Origin of the sequence: Marinicella litoralis, assembly GCF_002591915.1 — a bacterium.
GTDB lineage: Bacteria > Pseudomonadota > Gammaproteobacteria > Xanthomonadales > Marinicellaceae > Marinicella > Marinicella litoralis.
Map to the genome: position 1 here is coordinate 486,093 of NZ_NIHB01000001.1, position 14,935 is coordinate 501,027.

The following is a 14,935-nucleotide window of genomic DNA, read 5'->3' on the forward strand; positions in this document are numbered from 1 at the left end:
TAACCAATAACAGGTAATAATTATGGCAGTCGGTAGTGAAATTGTAACCAAAATCGTAAGTGTGAAGTCCACCCGTAAGGTGACGACCGCTTTAGAAATGGTTTCAGCAAGTAAGATCAAAAAGGCGCAAGATCAAATGCATGCCTCACGACCTTACACAAGCAAAATAAAACAAATGATTGGTCACTTGGCTAAAGCAACGCCTGAGTACAAACACCCTTTCATGCATGATCAAGATGGCGCACGAGTTGGTTATATCGTGATCTCTACGGATCGTGGATTGTGTGGTGGCTTGAACTCTGGTTTGTTTAAAAACGCAGTGATTCACATGCGTGAATGGCAGAGCAAAGGCAAAGACATCGATGTGGTAACCATCGGTAACAAAGCGGCTTCTACATTCAAGAAAACCAAAGTGAACTTGAAAGCCAACATTTCGGCCTTGGGTGATAAACCTGAATTGGCTAAATTGATTGGTGTGGTTAAAGTGATGTTGGATGCATATGCCAACGGTGAATTGAGTCATGTATACCTGGTATACAATGATTTCATCAACACCATGACACAAAAACCGGTGGTTGATCAATTGTTGCCACTTCCTGCTACCGAAGATGAGGAAATCTCAGATAATTGGGATTACCTGTATGAGCCAGAAGCCAAAGATGTATTGGATCAATTAATGAACCGTTACATTGAATCTTTGGTTTACCAAGGTGTTTTAGAGAATTTGGCCTCCGAGCATGCGGCCAGAATGGTGGCAATGAAATCAGCTTCTGATAATGCATCAGACCTGATCAAAGACTTGCAGTTGATTTACAACAAAGCAAGACAAGCAGCCATTACACAAGAAATTTCAGAAATTGTCAGCGGCGCAGCGGCCGTATAGGAGAAGTCAGACATGAGTTCAGGTAAAATAGTACAAATCATTGGCGCGGTAGTAGACGTTGAGTTTCCAAGAGACTCAGTGCCTAAACTGTATGATGCTTTAAAGATTGCTGCAACCAGCACCACTTTAGAAGTTCAACAACAATTAGGTGATGGCGTCGTAAGAACCATTGCATTGGGTACAACTGATGGTTTGAAACGTGGTTTAGATGTGACTAACACCAATCAAGCGATTACCGTTCCTGTTGGTGAAAAAACATTGGGACGCATCATGGATGTATTGGGCGATCCCATCGATCGTGCTGGTGACATCGGTGAAGAGACTCGTTGGGAAATCCACAGAGAAGCCCCTAAATATGATGAGCAAGCCGCTTCTGACGAAATCTTAGAAACAGGTATTAAAGTAATCGACTTGTGCTGTCCTTTTGCTAAGGGTGGTAAAGTGGGTTTGTTCGGTGGTGCCGGTGTTGGTAAAACCGTAAACATGATGGAATTGATTCGTAACATTGCGATCGAGCATGCAGGCTACTCAGTATTTGCTGGTGTAGGTGAGCGTACTCGTGAAGGTAACGATTTCTATTATGAAATGAAAGAATCTAACGTACTGGATAAAGTGGCCTTGGTTTACGGACAAATGAATGAGCCTCCAGGAAACAGATTGCGTGTGGCTTTGACCGGTTTGACCATTGCTGAATACTTCCGTGACGAAGGTCGTGACGTATTGTTGTTCATCGATAACATCTACCGTTATACATTGGCCGGTACCGAGGTATCTGCTTTGTTGGGTCGTATGCCATCAGCGGTTGGTTATCAGCCTACATTGGCTGAAGAAATGGGTAAATTACAAGAGCGTATTACCTCAACCAAAAAAGGTTCTATTACATCAATCCAAGCGGTATACGTACCAGCGGATGATTTAACAGATCCATCACCAGCAACAACCTTTGCGCATTTGGATGCAACCGTTGTACTGTCTCGTTCAATTGCTGAGTTGGGTATTTACCCTGCGGTTGATCCATTGGATTCAACTTCACGTCAGTTAGATCCGTTGATGGTTGGTGAAGAGCATTACAACGTAACACGTGCGGTACAAGGTACATTGCAACGTTACAAAGAGTTGAAAGACATCATCGCGATTTTGGGTATGGACGAGCTGTCTGAAGAAGACAGACAAGTTGTATACAGAGCGCGTAAAGTTGAGAAATTCTTCTCACAACCATTCTTCGTGGCAGAAGTATTTACCGGCAGCCCAGGTACTTATGTATCTTTGAGCGAAACCATCCGTGGTTTCAAAGGCATCATCGACGGTGAATATGACCACATTCCAGAGCAAGCTTTCTATATGGCTGGTACCATTGATGAAGTTTTGGAAAGAGCCAAGAAAATGGCCGAAAAAGAAGCAGCTTGAGGTAAATAAATATGTCAACCATACAGTGTGATATTGTCAGTGCAGAAAAAGCCATCTATTCAGGTGAAGTGACCATGGTCATTGCCAGTGGTGTGGCCGGTGAATTGGGTATAGCCCCAAGACACGCGCCTTTGATCACACAGCTGAAGCCTGGTCAGGTTCGTGTTTTATTGGCCGATGGTGGCGAAGAAGACTTTTACGTGTCAGGTGGCATCCTTGAGGTTCAACCTTATATGGTTTCAGTCTTGGCTGATACGGCGGTACGTGCTGATGACATCGACGAAGCGGCAGCCATCAAAGCCAAAGAAGAAGCAGAAAACTTGTTGAGAAACAACGACAAGAAACAAGACTTGGCAATGGTACAAGCCGATTTGGCCAAAGCCATGGCCCAAATTCAAGCCATTTCGAGGTTGAAAAAGAACTTGAAACGCTGATTCTGGATTGACCAAGCAGTATTGAAAAGCCGACCCAGTGTCGGCTTTTTTGTGGGTGATTTGTATTTATATTTGAGTTGACTTGCTTTCAATTAGCTGAGCTTGTCATATTAAAGATGACCATTCAGAAGCTTAGTACTTTTGTTGGAAAATGAGATGTTTGTATCACTGAATGATAAATTTCATGTATTTTTAATCTTTTTTTCATAAGTTAACTTGCCGATTAAGTTATTTTAAAGGTAATTAATTTGGATCAAGAATGATATGAAGAATGTAATTTATTTATTAATCATTGGCATGAATTTTTTAAGCACCGCCAGGGCCAATAATGGTGTGTTAGAAATCAATGAAATTGTGGCTAATCCCAATGGCGTTGATGAAAATTGTGAATACATAGAACTGACAGGTGCGGCAGGTTTGGCATTAACCGATCATTATTTTGTTTCCGTCGAAGGGGACTCCACTTCCAATGAAGGCACGGCGGATATGGTGGTGGATTTAAACGCACAAGTACTGGGCAGCAATGGCCTATTGGTTATCACTGCAGAAGACACCCAGGGGGCATGCGGATCCCGGACCTGGGGAGTGCCAGCCACCACCTTGGTTCGTGATGCAGCAATGGATGGAGGTCGTTTGGAAAATGGCAGCAATTCTTTTTTACTGATCCACAGTCCCACGCCGATGGTTGAGGCGACGGATTACGATGCAAACGATGATGGTGTGCTTGAGTTACCGGCCAATGCATCGATTGTCGATGGCCTAGGTTGGTCGGATGGCGGTACTGGTGACTTGATTTATGGCATGGTCAATTTAGCCCTGACAGCAGGTGGTACCCCTGACATGGCGACCCGCTTCCCAGGAAATACCGCACCCAACGACAGCGCTGCCTGGTACCATGGTGACATGGACGGGTCCGCCAATTCAGTGCTGTATGATTTGACCCAAGTCAGCAGTAACTTTCCAGAGGGTGGCATGCTGACTCCAGGTGTAGAGAACATGCCCAATGACGTCATATTTAAGCATGGTTTTGAATAATGGGTGTATGGCTTGATAAACCTAAACTGATCTTTCGTTTCGAGAGAGCAATGCGAGTTAAGGAATTTTATGGGTCTGAGCTGTCGTCATCAGTTTGGTCAGGTAATGAATTGATTTATTGGGAGCGCCTGATCGACGTTATGGACATATGGCAGTAAGGACTGGTACTGAAATGATAATCTGGGGTGGACAAGACGAAGTTAATGAAACCGATTGGTTTGATTCTGGATTGACCAAGCAGTATTGAAAAGCCGACCTGGTGTCGGCTTTTTTTGTGGGAGGAACTGTGATTAACTTGAGACAAAGTTATTTATGGAATTGTTTAATGTTTAAATTAATATTTGAGCAGAAATAGCTATCGGATTAACTCAGATTTAGGTGTCTGAGCTTGTCGAAGTCTGTCACTGACTGGCCGTATATTCAAATGTCCAAACACACTTCGACAAGCTCAGTGAACTGATAAGGTTAAAAACAATATAATGGTGTGTAGACGCCTTGAATGTCCAGAAAAACAGAAATAGCTATCGGATTAACTCGGGTATAGGTGACTGAGCTTGTCGAAGTCTGTCACTGACTGGCAGTATTCTCAAATGACCATACACACATCGACAGGCTCAGTGAACTGAAAAGTTTATAAATACAATATTGTGTTATATAGACAGGTTGTATGTTTCTAAAATCATATGAATGGCTTAAACAGAGTTAACTGACACGGCAAGTTTATTTATTTATAATGATTTATCCGATACACGCCAGAAGCTCATGACCAAAAAACTCTACCCCAGCATTGAACCCAACCAATCCTTTCATTTACCAGTCGGTGATACCCATGAAATCTATGTCGAGACTTGTGGCAATCCAGCTGGCGTGCCGGTGGTGTTTGTGCACGGTGGGCCAGGCGCGGGCTGTGGTTTGGACGACCGTTGTTTTTTTGATGCAGAAAAATACCACATTGTGCTGTTTGATCAACGAGGTTGTAATCGTTCCAAGCCTTTGGGAAATATTGAAGAAAATACCACGCAACATTTGGTGCAAGACATCGAAACCATCCGCGAACATTTAAACATTAATCAATGGGTGGTGTTTGGTGGTTCTTGGGGATCAACCTTGAGTTTGGTGTATTCGCAAACACATCGAGATCGCGTGCTGGGTTTAATTGTCAGGGGTGTATTTTTTGGTACACCAGAGGAGAATCGCTGGTTGTGGCAGGAAGGTTTGAGTCGTTTTAATCCAGAAGCTTATGATCGGTATCAATCATTGGTGCCTGAAGATCAACGTGACCATATACTCGAAGTATATTATCAAATGATGATCGGTGGTGATGTCAAGCAACGCAATCTGGCGGCGGCCGAAATGATGTTATGGGAAGAAGCGGGCTATACCATGCAGAATTACCAACCAACGCTTGACCTTGAGAATTGGCACCAAGGGGTACTTGAAGCGCATTACTGTGTACACAATTGTTTCATCGAAGATCGACCTATTGCAGAAAACCTGGCTGTTTTACAAGGCATGCCAGTTTATATAGTTAATGGTCGTTATGATTTGTTATGCCCACCAATCAAAGCCTATCAGCTTCATAAAGCCTTGCCAGGTTCTCGATTAACCGTGGTCGATCGGGCAGGTCATGCATCGAAAGAACCGGGAATGGTGGACGCCTTGGTCAGTGCCACCGATGAGATGTTGCTCAAACTCCAGCTGACGGGTTAAAACCAAGTAAATGATGAACTGCTTAATTATGGTTTAATCTAATCGATGATCGTTAAGGTCTATGAAAGGATGAAGCAACCAACCCAAGCGATCAACTGATGTATCAATTCTCCAAGATAAAGGCGTATAATGTTTTTAACATTAATCTAAAGGAGTGATTTATGGCTAAGGGCCAAGATGCAAAAAAAGCAGTAAAAAAGAAAGCCGAGAAAACCTTGAAGGAAAAGCGCCAAGAAAAAAAGGACAAAAAGCTGAAATAGCATATTGAATCAGGGTAAGTGCTAAAGACTGATCGACAGTCATCATCTGACACTCAAGAAGTGTTGATGTCGTCATTGAACACGCGACAATGAAATCCATGCTGCCCGCAAAAACAACCAATCAAGAGGAAAAATAACAATGAAAACATTGATCTGTGCATTGCCATTTATATTATTGGGCTGTGTCAACAAACAAGAACCAATGACTGCCGAAAATCAAACTGAAGCAATGGGCCAGCATGCCATTTCAGTCGATGCCTTAACCCAACACATTAAAACCTTGGCATCAGATGAGTTTGGTGGTCGGGCACCTGGTACTCAGGGCGAAGAATTAACCGTTGAATACCTCATCAATGAATTCAAAAAAGCGGGGCTTGAGCCTGGTAATGGTGACAGCTTTACCCAAGCAGTGCCACTGACCTCAGTAGAGGCGGTCAATCAACCTCAGCTCACCATCCAAGGTGGCAATGGTGCGGATTTGTTATTAGACTATACCCAACAACAAGTAATCTGGACCAAACAGCAAATCGACACCGTATCGATAGCGCAAAGCGAATTGGTGTTCGTGGGTTATGGCATCAATGCACCAGAACACAGTTGGGACGATTATGCAGGGGCTGATGTGGTCGGTAAAACCGCAGTCATGTTGGTCAATGATCCAGGCTACGCAACTCAAGACAAGGACATGTTTAACGGCAACAGCATGACTTATTATGGTCGTTGGGATTACAAGTTCGAAGAAGCCGCTCGGCAAGGCGCTATTGCTGCCATCATCATTCATGACACCAAACCGGCAGCCTATCCTTGGTCCACAGTGGCATCCAGTTGGACCGGCCCACAATTTGATCGAGTCAGGGCCGATAAAGGTGAACAGTTGGCATTGATTGAGGGCTGGATAACCAAATCCACCGCTGAGGCCATGTTTGATAAAGTGGGATTGAGTTTACATCAATTGTATATTGCAGCCCAAACCAGGGGCTTTAAAGCGGTTCCTTTGGATTTAACCGCTTCTGCGACCATCAATAATAAAGTCGAACAGATGACTTCACGAAATGTGGTGGCGATGATCAAAGGTTCGGAATCACCAGAAGAAGTGTTTATTTACATGGCGCATTGGGACCACATTGGTACAGATCCAAGTTTATCTGGGGACAACATCTTCAATGGTGCACTGGACAATGCCACCGGTACAGGCGGGCTGATTGAGCTGGCCAAGGCTTATACAAGTTTATCTGAACCCCCTCAACGCAGTGTGGTTTTTATTGCCTTAACCGCAGAAGAACAAGGCTTGTTGGGTTCGGCCTATTACGCCGCCAACCCCATTTTTCCATTGGCCCAAACAGTGGCCGGTTTGAACATGGATGGGCTGAATTATTTCGGACCAACCAACGATGTCACGGTGATCGGATTTGGCATGAGTCAACTTGATGATTACCTGGCGAAAAATGCCCAAGTACAAGGCCGTGTGTTAAAAGCCGATCCTTTTCCAGAAAATGGATACTATTACCGTTCTGATCATTTTGAATTGGCCAAGCTGGGCGTACCCATGTTGTATCCATCCATCGGTTTAGACCACAAAGAAAAAGGCGCCTCATATGGCAAACTGAAAGAAGATGAATACACCGCAAAACATTACCACGGACCTTCGGATGAATACGACAGCAGTTGGGACTTGACGGGTGCAGTTGAAGATTTGCGATTGTATTTCCTGACCGGTTTAGAGATCGTCAACAGCCAAGACTGGCCCGAATGGAATCAAGGCACTGAGTTCAAAACAGTGCGTGACGAACAACGCGCAGATATGAATTAAAAAATAACGTCAAGCCAGAGTGATACATAATCATTTGAATTACATTTTGAGTGATATCTGCTGAGACATCAGATAAACTGATTGTTGAAGATTTGGTTTTATTGGGAGGATTGATAAGATGAATAGCATGACACGCAATGTATTGGCGGTAATTGTGGGGTTGGTGGTTGGCGCGGCAGTCAACATGGGTTTGGTCAATATTGGACCCATGGTTATTCCGGTGCCAGCTGGGGCCGACGTAACGACCATGGAAGGTTTGAAGGAGAGTATGAATTTATTCGCTCCGAAAAACTTCTTGTTTCCGTTTCTGGCACACGCCTTAGGCACCTTGGTGGGCGCTTTTGTTGCAGCCAAATTAGCGGCCACGCATCAGATGCGATGTGCGATGATTATAGGATTGGCGTTTTTAATTGGCGGCATTGCTATGGTTGTGATGGTTGGTGGACCCATTTGGTTCATGGCGGCTGATTTGCTTCTGGCTTATTTGCCAATGGCATACCTCGGTGGTTTAATGGCAGGCAAAAAGGCTGCTTAATAACGGGGCAATTAACCTAGACAGGCGGTCAATCGCAGTTGTATTGACCGCTGTGGTTTAAGCTTCTAAAACCACTGAAATCCATGTGTACAGCTGATCCACCAACAGCGGACTGACCAAAGAGGCATAGGTCAACAAAGACAGCTGAACGTGCTTTCGGTAGCGGATCAATAAATTTTCAATTGGGTTCATGTGGTAACCATTCAATGAAACTACATTGATGTTAGCACATCAAATGATGATTCTGTAGTTAATGTGTTTACCACCTCTTGTTATAAAATTTATGCATCTGTCTTGATGTCAATCGAAAAAGTCTTGCTGATGACTTCATTGATACCAATTTCCGCAGGGGCTTCGAAGCGCCATTTAAGGATACTCTTTTCGGCACTTTCAAAAATCTTCTTTGGGATGGAGGCTTCTGCCACAGTCACTCGAGTGACATGACCTTTGGGATTGATGTGAATGTTCAATTTCAACGTTTCATTGTCACTGAAATTTTGTGGCACTTCAATCGGCAATGACTTCAACAAAGTCCATTTGTATTCACTGACCAAAGGATTCACTTCAGTTTTAACTTCACCTTCACCTTTGCTGCTGAAGTACTGGTCAAAAGCCTCTTCTCTGGTGGCTGCTACAGGTTGAACCGTTTCAACTTCTAATTCCATCACTGGCTCCAGTTCAATCACTGGTTGGGTATTCATCATTTCAATTTCAACACTGGGTAGCTCGGTCAGTTCAAGACTTCGATCGTCTTCAATGACATCCATAGGCTCTTGTTTGACTTTGAACTTGTTGATGGAAGATGTAGGTGTCATTGAACTTTGGCGTTCAGGTAAACCTTGTGACCAGCTGGGACGCTTTTGATTTTTTGGTTTGTCTTCGACGGGTTCTTGGGCTTGGCTGTTTACAGTCAACAGCAGACTAAAGAGGATAAGGTATTTCATGGTCTTTTAATGCGTGTCAATGGATAAATTTTTCGCAATTGTATGCTTCCTATACCTAAAGTCAATCAGTTACCGTTGTTGTTTGATTTTTACCCATGATTTCTTTGTATAGCGTACCCTTAAGCGATGTTTTCTAACAAACAATGACAATAATTGGCCCTTAGGGGTTCATTGTCATTCAGCGGATAAATTAACTGGCCGATAGGGTGGGTCAAGTTCAGTGCCAGACTGTCGTGTTTTGACACTGGGATGAATGGTGGCATCCTCATTAATAAACCTGGGTTCCCCCAGTGGTAAGTACATACCAAATTTTGATGGTCTGCTTGGCCATTCTTTGGCAAAATCACTTTTCGGTAACCATTCCAGAATTTTCCAGACTGCGTTCATTGAGTCATGTTGTTTGGCTTCAGGGTTTGGAGCCACATAGGTTTTTAAGCTGTTGGCAGGATTTTGTCCAAGCACCAATCGTTTGTAAATGACAGCCTTGATTTGTAAACCCTGTTCCACAGCTTCATCAATCATCCACTGTAAAGGAATTTTAGCCAGCCCACTGTCTGCCTCAGGGTAGCCACCACCGATGTCAGAATGCACCCCAGCAAACCAAACCTGTTTGCTGTCTTGGGCCTCAGCGTTTTTATCCTTGATGAATGGATTGGGTTTAAACTTTTGGTCTGCTTGCCAAGGATACAGGCGAAACATGCGGCGTTTTTCATCAATCGCCATGGCCTGTCGAAAAGTCCGTACGGCTGGGTTCGTTTTTGTGTATGGCAGGGCTTGAAAGCTTGGAATATAAAACCGATCCGGCCGAGGAATGATGATTGATGCCACGGTGTCCCACACGCCCATAAAATGAATGGTGACTCGACGGGTTTCCAGGATGTTTTGGAATCGCCAACCAATGGCCAAATCGTTGTTTTCACTGGATTGTTTATAAGCGGTCAAGGCATAACCGCAGAGGTTTTCTTTGGCCGGATCAAGCAGCCCCACCAAGTTCAGAAAGCCAGCCAAAACCCGCACAGAATAAGCGCCACGGCTGAAACCAAACAGGAAAATTTTATCGCCCTGTTTGTAATGACGCATCAAGAACTTATAAGCATCCAACACATTGTCATCCAAGCCATAGCCCGTGGCTAAACCAAAAATGCCCTTGGCATGGTTTTTTAACCTGGCCCAAGCACTGCTGTTACTGATGGTGCCGATGCCAGGATCATAATAGACCACTTGACTTTGGTTTTTGTTAAGCACCCTGAACAGTTTCAAAACATTGGATAAATTTTCTTTGATTTCATTGCCCGTGCCATCACAGCAAATAATGATATTTTTTGGCATGCTTGCTCTAAATTTAATTGTATTCAATTGCACAATAGCACAAGACTTTGGCGAATTAAATTGAAACCAGAAAAATTCTTAGGCGTGATTAAGTCGATTCAGCAATCGAAGTAGCAACACCATCTTCCAATGCGCGTGTTTGGCACCGAACTGGTGCTGATGGTGTACTGGATTGTCATCTTTTTTATGGGCAATCGGCATCATAAATGATGGTGGGAGTCAGTTCGAAGCGACCGGCAAAGATCGGATCAGCTTCCAATCTTTTGAGGTACAAACTGGTACCACCTGGACCCACCGTAGGTCCAATAATCAGACCTTCTATTTCAATGATGTCATTGCCACGCATTTGTTTGATCACACAACCATCGACAGGTCCACCAATACCCATCAGTGGATAATCGGAATCTACAGTGAAAGTCGGCGGAGACATGTCATGGTTGATTTCATACAGATTACCCCACATGACTTGATGAACCATTGGATTGCCGTCCAAGTCAGGAACGCTGTATCCTGAGCCGCCTTGAAAATTAAACTGAGAACCCATGCTATTGATTGGACCTAAGTGGGTCATGGTAAAAGCTGCGGGGTTTGCTGTGGGGATGTTAAATAACTCAGCTTGACCATCACCATTGAATGAAAAGGACATATGATCACCGTTGATACCGCCTGATGACTCTTTCACAAAAGTGAAGCCAGTAGGCTGCATCAGCATGGTTAAATTAACGTGGTCAAAAACAGGGAAGGCATCGGAGGTAAAAAATCGGGTGGAACGGACCATGCCAGTATTCATTTGCGACACGGTCATGGCCAAGCCGCTGTCATAATCTGCTGTAATGAATTCTCGGATACCGCCACTGAATGGCCCCACTGAGTTGTAATTCCCAAACATATTATAAGAAACACCTGAATTGGTGGATTTAAAAATTTCAGTTTCTTGATCAGTCAAATCATGGGTTAGGATAAAAATGCCATCATTGGTCACCGCACAATTGGCATTGTCATAGTTATTTGTCATTGTTGCTGGAATGGTTAAACTGCTGAAGTTTAAGCCATCGTATTTAATCACGCCCACATTAAAATCTTTGATGTAGGGGATGTATGCTTGGTTGTTTTCCACACATATTTCTCCCAAAGCAAACAAATTAGGACTGAAATCTATCCTGGTGGGTGGCGAAACATCTGAGCCATCAAAAGGCTGACGTATGGTGATGGCATCCAGTCGATTGGTGTTGTTGCTGTTATCATGTGACAACAGCACTGAAAGCATCTCGCCGTTTATTGGTTCGGACAATTTCAGCTCTAAACCAGTGATGGCCGTAACCGGGGTGCTCTGCCAAGCATTGCTGCCGGCTGCCAGTGAAACCGATGCGGGTATCAAGGTGAATAATAGACTCAGTGTGTATTGAATGTTTTTCATGCCGCAGCTCCTTTTTTAACTGTACCTTTATTTAATGCGATAAAAGCAGCTTAAAAGCGCCACATAAATGAAATATATATAGATGAGGTTGACTTATTTTGAGCAATAAAAAAGCAGACTTCCCTGTCTGCTTTGTGTTTTCACTGAATCGTGAATGGTTATTTAGCCATTTTTGATTTTCAGTTTATTGATGACTTTGGTTACACCATTGGTGTTTTTGGCCATCTCTTCAGCCAAGGCTTTATTGGCTGATGTATTGGCTGTACCATTCAAAGTCACTACACCGTGCATGGTGTCTACATTAATGTCTAAACCATCAACTTCGCCACTCCACAGAAACTTAGATTTAATGGCTGCAGTGGTGGTTGAATCGTCATACCACGTACCAAAGCTTCTTTCATCACCGTCTTTGTAGGCTTTCTTTGACATTTTAGCGTCTTCTTTGACCACTAAATTATTTTCAACGTCAACCACACCTTCAATGCCTTTGGCGATTTCACCGGCCAATTCTTTGTCAACCCCTGATTTGACAGTACCTGATAAATACACAGTTTTACCTTTCACATCGGTATCTATGGTGAAGTTATTCAAGTGGCGATTGATCAACAAAGCAGATTCTACTTTGCCATCGATCCATGCATCTCTTAATTTGTCATCGGTGTCGTAGTGGGCATTGTTGCCACCAGCCAATGTCATGCTGCTTATTCCTAAAGCAACCACCAAAGAAGTAACTTTCAAAGATTTTCTAATTGATAAATTCAATGTATTCATGATTTTTCTCCTATAAAATTTTTGTCCAACGTCAATTGAAATTGGACTTCCTATTGTCAGGATGTACAGTGAATAATGTGTGAAATGAATGTTAATCTAACGATTTAATTCCAATATATGGTGCCTATCTTATTGATTTATATCGTTATAAATCATTTGCAAATACATGCAAATATTTTATGGTTTATTTTGAAGCAGAAGAAAAAACAGCATCTTTGTATTAAATTGACACTCACAGCTGGGTGTCATTTAGGTCGGGCTGACTCACTTGCAAAACATCCATAAGTCTGTGAAAATAATAAGACGAGATGCCAGTTCCTGTAGTGCACTCAAGTCAACTTTAAGGGTGGAATTAATTATGACTAAGAACCTCAACAACATCATTTCAAGCTTATTGTTTTTATCAGTAAGCCTCTTTTCAAGTATTGGTATTGTCATGCCAGTACAAGCCCAATCAGGCAAAGCAATCGTTGAAGTCATGACAGAGCCAGCAATCAGCGGCACGGTGCGTTTCAGTGGTACGCCTGATGGAGAAGTCTCATTACCCAGTGGTGCCATCTTTGCCACTGGTCTGACGCCAGGCAGTTACCAAAGCAGTGTCAGTTATGTTGAACCAGCCTTATTGGCAGCCAATTATTCATTGACCAGTATCAGCTGTGATGATGACTCCAGTGCCTCGCCAAGCATTGGCGATGTGGCCAGCGGTCGAGCAACTTTCAATCTAGACAACAGCGAAACGGTCACATGTGTCTTCATTTATACCAAGGATGATGTTGACAATGGTCCGGGTGACGATGGAGGTGATGATGGTGATGGCGATGACGGTGGCAATGATGACGGTGATAACGATGGCGATGATGATTTGGTGAGCTGTATTTGCCCCAAAGAGGGTTCTTGGAGGGTCTCTAATTTACCTGGAAAAATGGTTTGTACTGGTGTAATGTCGATGACCGTTCCCTTGGCACCCAGCAGAGATACTGGCGTCATTGAAAAATCCAACAGTTGTCGCACCTTGACGGCATCGGGCTTGAGTGAAGACGAAGCCACCATCGAATTCAACCGAACCGCCAATTGTAATTACATAGGTACCGTGGGTGGATCACATGAAGGCATTCCAATGGAAATAGATTTTACGCTGAATGTGGCTGACGAAAGCAGCATGTCAGGCAAACTGCATTCAGTGGTCAGTCAACAAGGCATGACTTGTACCATGTCACGCAATTACACCATGAATGCAGTAGATTAAAGGATGGCTGGCGCTGAACTCAGCAGGGACATTCGAGGCTATCAGCAGATTCGATTGCTTGCCGGACAATGGCAAGCAGTGAATAAAACCACCACGGTTGAATTTCGTGAATCAGCCTGTGGTTCGATCATCATAGAAACATGGCACTGGCCGGAAAAACAAATTGAGGCATTGACAGTTTATTTTTTGGATAGTCAGCAGCTGACGGCAACTCATTACTGCCCACTGGGTAATCAACCAACTTTGCAGCTGATACCCAGCAAAGCGCCCAACCGTTTTAATTTCCAAAAGATTTCGATCAGCAACTTGAAAGACAAAAACAGCGACCATTGTGAATCATTTTGGTTTGAATTCGGTCATGACAACCAATTCATTCGAAGCGAGTCCTATTGGGACAATGGAATTTTGGATACCCAGCAGTCCATTTATCAACGGATTCAAACCAAGGGAAATTGAACCTATAAATTCCCAATCAATCGTTACAAGATTCAATTTTGGCTAAATAAGCCGACAGGTTTTTGTTGGGGTCATCTTTGAAGGTTTCCTCGTTTACATCCAATTGCTGAATTCGATCTAAACGGAAATTCCGAAAATCTTGGCGTTTTTCACACCAGCCAGCCAGTAACCAGACCGGATTGAAAAAGAACAAGGCCAGTGGCCGCAGGGTGCGATGGGTTTGTTGTTTATTTTCATCGACATAAACCATGTGAATTTTGCGGCGGGCACGAATGTATTCACGCAAAGCTGAAAAACTGACAGACCATGGCACGGGTGGCCGCGTGGGTACAGCATAGGTGGTGATTTGTTTCAGTTCGCCTTGTAGACTGGCAGGTAACACCGCTTGAATTTTTTCAAAGGCACTGTCCGCTTTGTCAGCAAACTGTTTGTCTGTCCATTGACGAACCATACTGATTCCCAGACCAATCGCCTCGAGTTCATCGGCATCAAAGGCTATGGGTGGCAGGTAATATTTTTTGTCTATGGTGTAACCCACACCGGCCTCGCCACGGATTGGCACGCCTGCATCCATCAGACATTGGATGTCGCGGTAGACCGTGCGTTTGCATACCCCAAAATATTCAGCCACTTGCGTGGCGGTAACCGCTTGTCGCCTTTGGCGCAAGAAGTGGGTGATTTTCATCAGCCTGTCTGCT

Annotated in this window: 15 protein-coding genes; 9 read left to right on the forward strand and 6 right to left on the reverse strand. The window is 43.8% G+C overall.

Translation table 11 applies throughout. The features are described 5' to 3' along the window. Nucleotides 1-22: 22 nt before the first annotated feature. From atpG to CCS90_RS02225, 7 genes are all read left to right on the forward strand, one after another. Nucleotides 23-883, forward strand: a complete 861-nt coding sequence (gene atpG / locus CCS90_RS02195) for a F0F1 ATP synthase subunit gamma (RefSeq protein ID WP_099017867.1) — start codon at nucleotides 23-25, stop codon at nucleotides 881-883. Nucleotides 884-895: 12 nt separating this feature from the next. Then, the gene (gene atpD / locus CCS90_RS02200; RefSeq protein WP_099017868.1) at nucleotides 896-2,290 is read left to right on the forward strand and encodes a F0F1 ATP synthase subunit beta; all 1,395 of its coding nucleotides are present in this window, start codon (nucleotides 896-898) and stop codon (nucleotides 2,288-2,290) included. 11 nt (nucleotides 2,291-2,301) lie between these two features. Continuing rightward, nucleotides 2,302-2,724, forward strand: a complete 423-nt coding sequence (locus CCS90_RS02205) for a F0F1 ATP synthase subunit epsilon (protein WP_099017869.1) — start codon at nucleotides 2,302-2,304, stop codon at nucleotides 2,722-2,724. A 264-nt stretch (nucleotides 2,725-2,988) separates the two neighbouring features. Then, nucleotides 2,989-3,759, forward strand: a complete 771-nt coding sequence (locus CCS90_RS02210; RefSeq protein ID WP_099017870.1) for a hypothetical protein — start codon at nucleotides 2,989-2,991, stop codon at nucleotides 3,757-3,759. A 762-nt stretch (nucleotides 3,760-4,521) separates the two neighbouring features. Continuing rightward, nucleotides 4,522-5,469, forward strand: coding sequence for a prolyl aminopeptidase (pip, locus tag CCS90_RS02215; RefSeq protein WP_099017871.1), 948 nt, complete (start codon nucleotides 4,522-4,524; stop codon nucleotides 5,467-5,469). A 399-nt stretch (nucleotides 5,470-5,868) separates the two neighbouring features. Next, entirely contained in the window at nucleotides 5,869-7,539 is a 1,671-nt protein-coding gene (locus CCS90_RS02220) for a M28 family metallopeptidase (protein WP_099017872.1), read from the forward strand. Nucleotides 7,540-7,657: 118 nt separating this feature from the next. Next, the gene (locus tag CCS90_RS02225; protein WP_099017873.1) at nucleotides 7,658-8,074 is read left to right on the forward strand and encodes a hypothetical protein; all 417 of its coding nucleotides are present in this window, start codon (nucleotides 7,658-7,660) and stop codon (nucleotides 8,072-8,074) included. Between the two features lie 57 nt (nucleotides 8,075-8,131). Here the strand turns inward: CCS90_RS02225 and CCS90_RS15080 are convergent, their stop codons facing one another. From CCS90_RS15080 to CCS90_RS02245, 5 genes are all read right to left on the reverse strand, one after another. Beyond that, the gene (locus tag CCS90_RS15080; RefSeq protein ID WP_257205601.1) at nucleotides 8,132-8,266 is read right to left on the reverse strand and encodes a hypothetical protein; all 135 of its coding nucleotides are present in this window, start codon (nucleotides 8,264-8,266) and stop codon (nucleotides 8,132-8,134) included. Nucleotides 8,267-8,355: 89 nt separating this feature from the next. After that, nucleotides 8,356-9,018, reverse strand: a complete 663-nt coding sequence (locus CCS90_RS02230; protein ID WP_099017874.1) for an energy transducer TonB family protein — start codon at nucleotides 9,016-9,018, stop codon at nucleotides 8,356-8,358. Between the two features lie 174 nt (nucleotides 9,019-9,192). Beyond that, nucleotides 9,193-10,347, reverse strand: a complete 1,155-nt coding sequence (locus CCS90_RS02235; RefSeq protein ID WP_099017875.1) for a T6SS phospholipase effector Tle1-like catalytic domain-containing protein — start codon at nucleotides 10,345-10,347, stop codon at nucleotides 9,193-9,195. 184 nt (nucleotides 10,348-10,531) lie between these two features. Then, nucleotides 10,532-11,764: a hypothetical protein gene (locus tag CCS90_RS02240; protein WP_099017876.1), complete on the reverse strand. Its 1,233-nt coding sequence runs from the start codon at nucleotides 11,762-11,764 to the stop codon at nucleotides 10,532-10,534. 162 nt (nucleotides 11,765-11,926) lie between these two features. After that, a complete protein-coding gene (locus CCS90_RS02245) occupies nucleotides 11,927-12,535 on the reverse strand; it encodes a BON domain-containing protein (protein WP_099017877.1) in 609 nt (202 codons plus the stop codon). Between the two features lie 358 nt (nucleotides 12,536-12,893). Between CCS90_RS02245 and CCS90_RS14895 the strand changes: the two genes are divergently transcribed. Continuing rightward, the gene (locus CCS90_RS14895; protein ID WP_180236482.1) at nucleotides 12,894-13,781 is read left to right on the forward strand and encodes a prealbumin-like fold domain-containing protein; all 888 of its coding nucleotides are present in this window, start codon (nucleotides 12,894-12,896) and stop codon (nucleotides 13,779-13,781) included. A 3-nt stretch (nucleotides 13,782-13,784) separates the two neighbouring features. Further along, entirely contained in the window at nucleotides 13,785-14,237 is a 453-nt protein-coding gene (locus CCS90_RS02255; RefSeq protein ID WP_099017878.1) for a hypothetical protein, read from the forward strand. 16 nt (nucleotides 14,238-14,253) lie between these two features. Here CCS90_RS02255 and CCS90_RS02260 read toward each other — a convergent pair whose 3' ends face one another. Beyond that, nucleotides 14,254-14,922 carry a helix-turn-helix transcriptional regulator gene (locus CCS90_RS02260; RefSeq protein WP_211336953.1) on the reverse strand — a complete coding sequence of 223 codons (669 nt, stop codon included), beginning with the start codon at nucleotides 14,920-14,922 and terminating at the stop codon, nucleotides 14,254-14,256. Nucleotides 14,923-14,935: the final 13 nt, after the last annotated feature.

Excerpts from the sequence above, each read along its gene's own strand:
- atpG (WP_099017867.1), top strand. The coding sequence starts at position 23 with ATGGCAGTCGGTAGTGAAATTGTAACCAAAATCGTAAGTGTGAAGTCC.
- atpD (WP_099017868.1), top strand. The coding sequence starts at position 896 with ATGAGTTCAGGTAAAATAGTACAAATCATTGGCGCGGTAGTAGACGTT.
- CCS90_RS02205 (WP_099017869.1), top strand. The coding sequence starts at position 2,302 with ATGTCAACCATACAGTGTGATATTGTCAGTGCAGAAAAAGCCATCTAT.
- CCS90_RS02210 (WP_099017870.1), top strand. The coding sequence starts at position 2,989 with ATGAAGAATGTAATTTATTTATTAATCATTGGCATGAATTTTTTAAGC.
- pip (WP_099017871.1), top strand. The coding sequence starts at position 4,522 with ATGACCAAAAAACTCTACCCCAGCATTGAACCCAACCAATCCTTTCAT.
- CCS90_RS02220 (WP_099017872.1), top strand. The coding sequence starts at position 5,869 with ATGAAAACATTGATCTGTGCATTGCCATTTATATTATTGGGCTGTGTC.
- CCS90_RS02225 (WP_099017873.1), top strand. The coding sequence starts at position 7,658 with ATGAATAGCATGACACGCAATGTATTGGCGGTAATTGTGGGGTTGGTG.
- CCS90_RS15080 (WP_257205601.1), bottom strand. The coding sequence starts at position 8,266 with ATGAACCCAATTGAAAATTTATTGATCCGCTACCGAAAGCACGTTCAG.
- CCS90_RS02230 (WP_099017874.1), bottom strand. The coding sequence starts at position 9,018 with ATGAAATACCTTATCCTCTTTAGTCTGCTGTTGACTGTAAACAGCCAA.
- CCS90_RS02235 (WP_099017875.1), bottom strand. The coding sequence starts at position 10,347 with ATGCCAAAAAATATCATTATTTGCTGTGATGGCACGGGCAATGAAATC.
- CCS90_RS02240 (WP_099017876.1), bottom strand. The coding sequence starts at position 11,764 with ATGAAAAACATTCAATACACACTGAGTCTATTATTCACCTTGATACCC.
- CCS90_RS02245 (WP_099017877.1), bottom strand. The coding sequence starts at position 12,535 with ATGAATACATTGAATTTATCAATTAGAAAATCTTTGAAAGTTACTTCT.
- CCS90_RS14895 (WP_180236482.1), top strand. The coding sequence starts at position 12,894 with ATGACTAAGAACCTCAACAACATCATTTCAAGCTTATTGTTTTTATCA.
- CCS90_RS02255 (WP_099017878.1), top strand. The coding sequence starts at position 13,785 with ATGGCTGGCGCTGAACTCAGCAGGGACATTCGAGGCTATCAGCAGATT.
- CCS90_RS02260 (WP_211336953.1), bottom strand. The coding sequence starts at position 14,922 with ATGAAAATCACCCACTTCTTGCGCCAAAGGCGACAAGCGGTTACCGCC.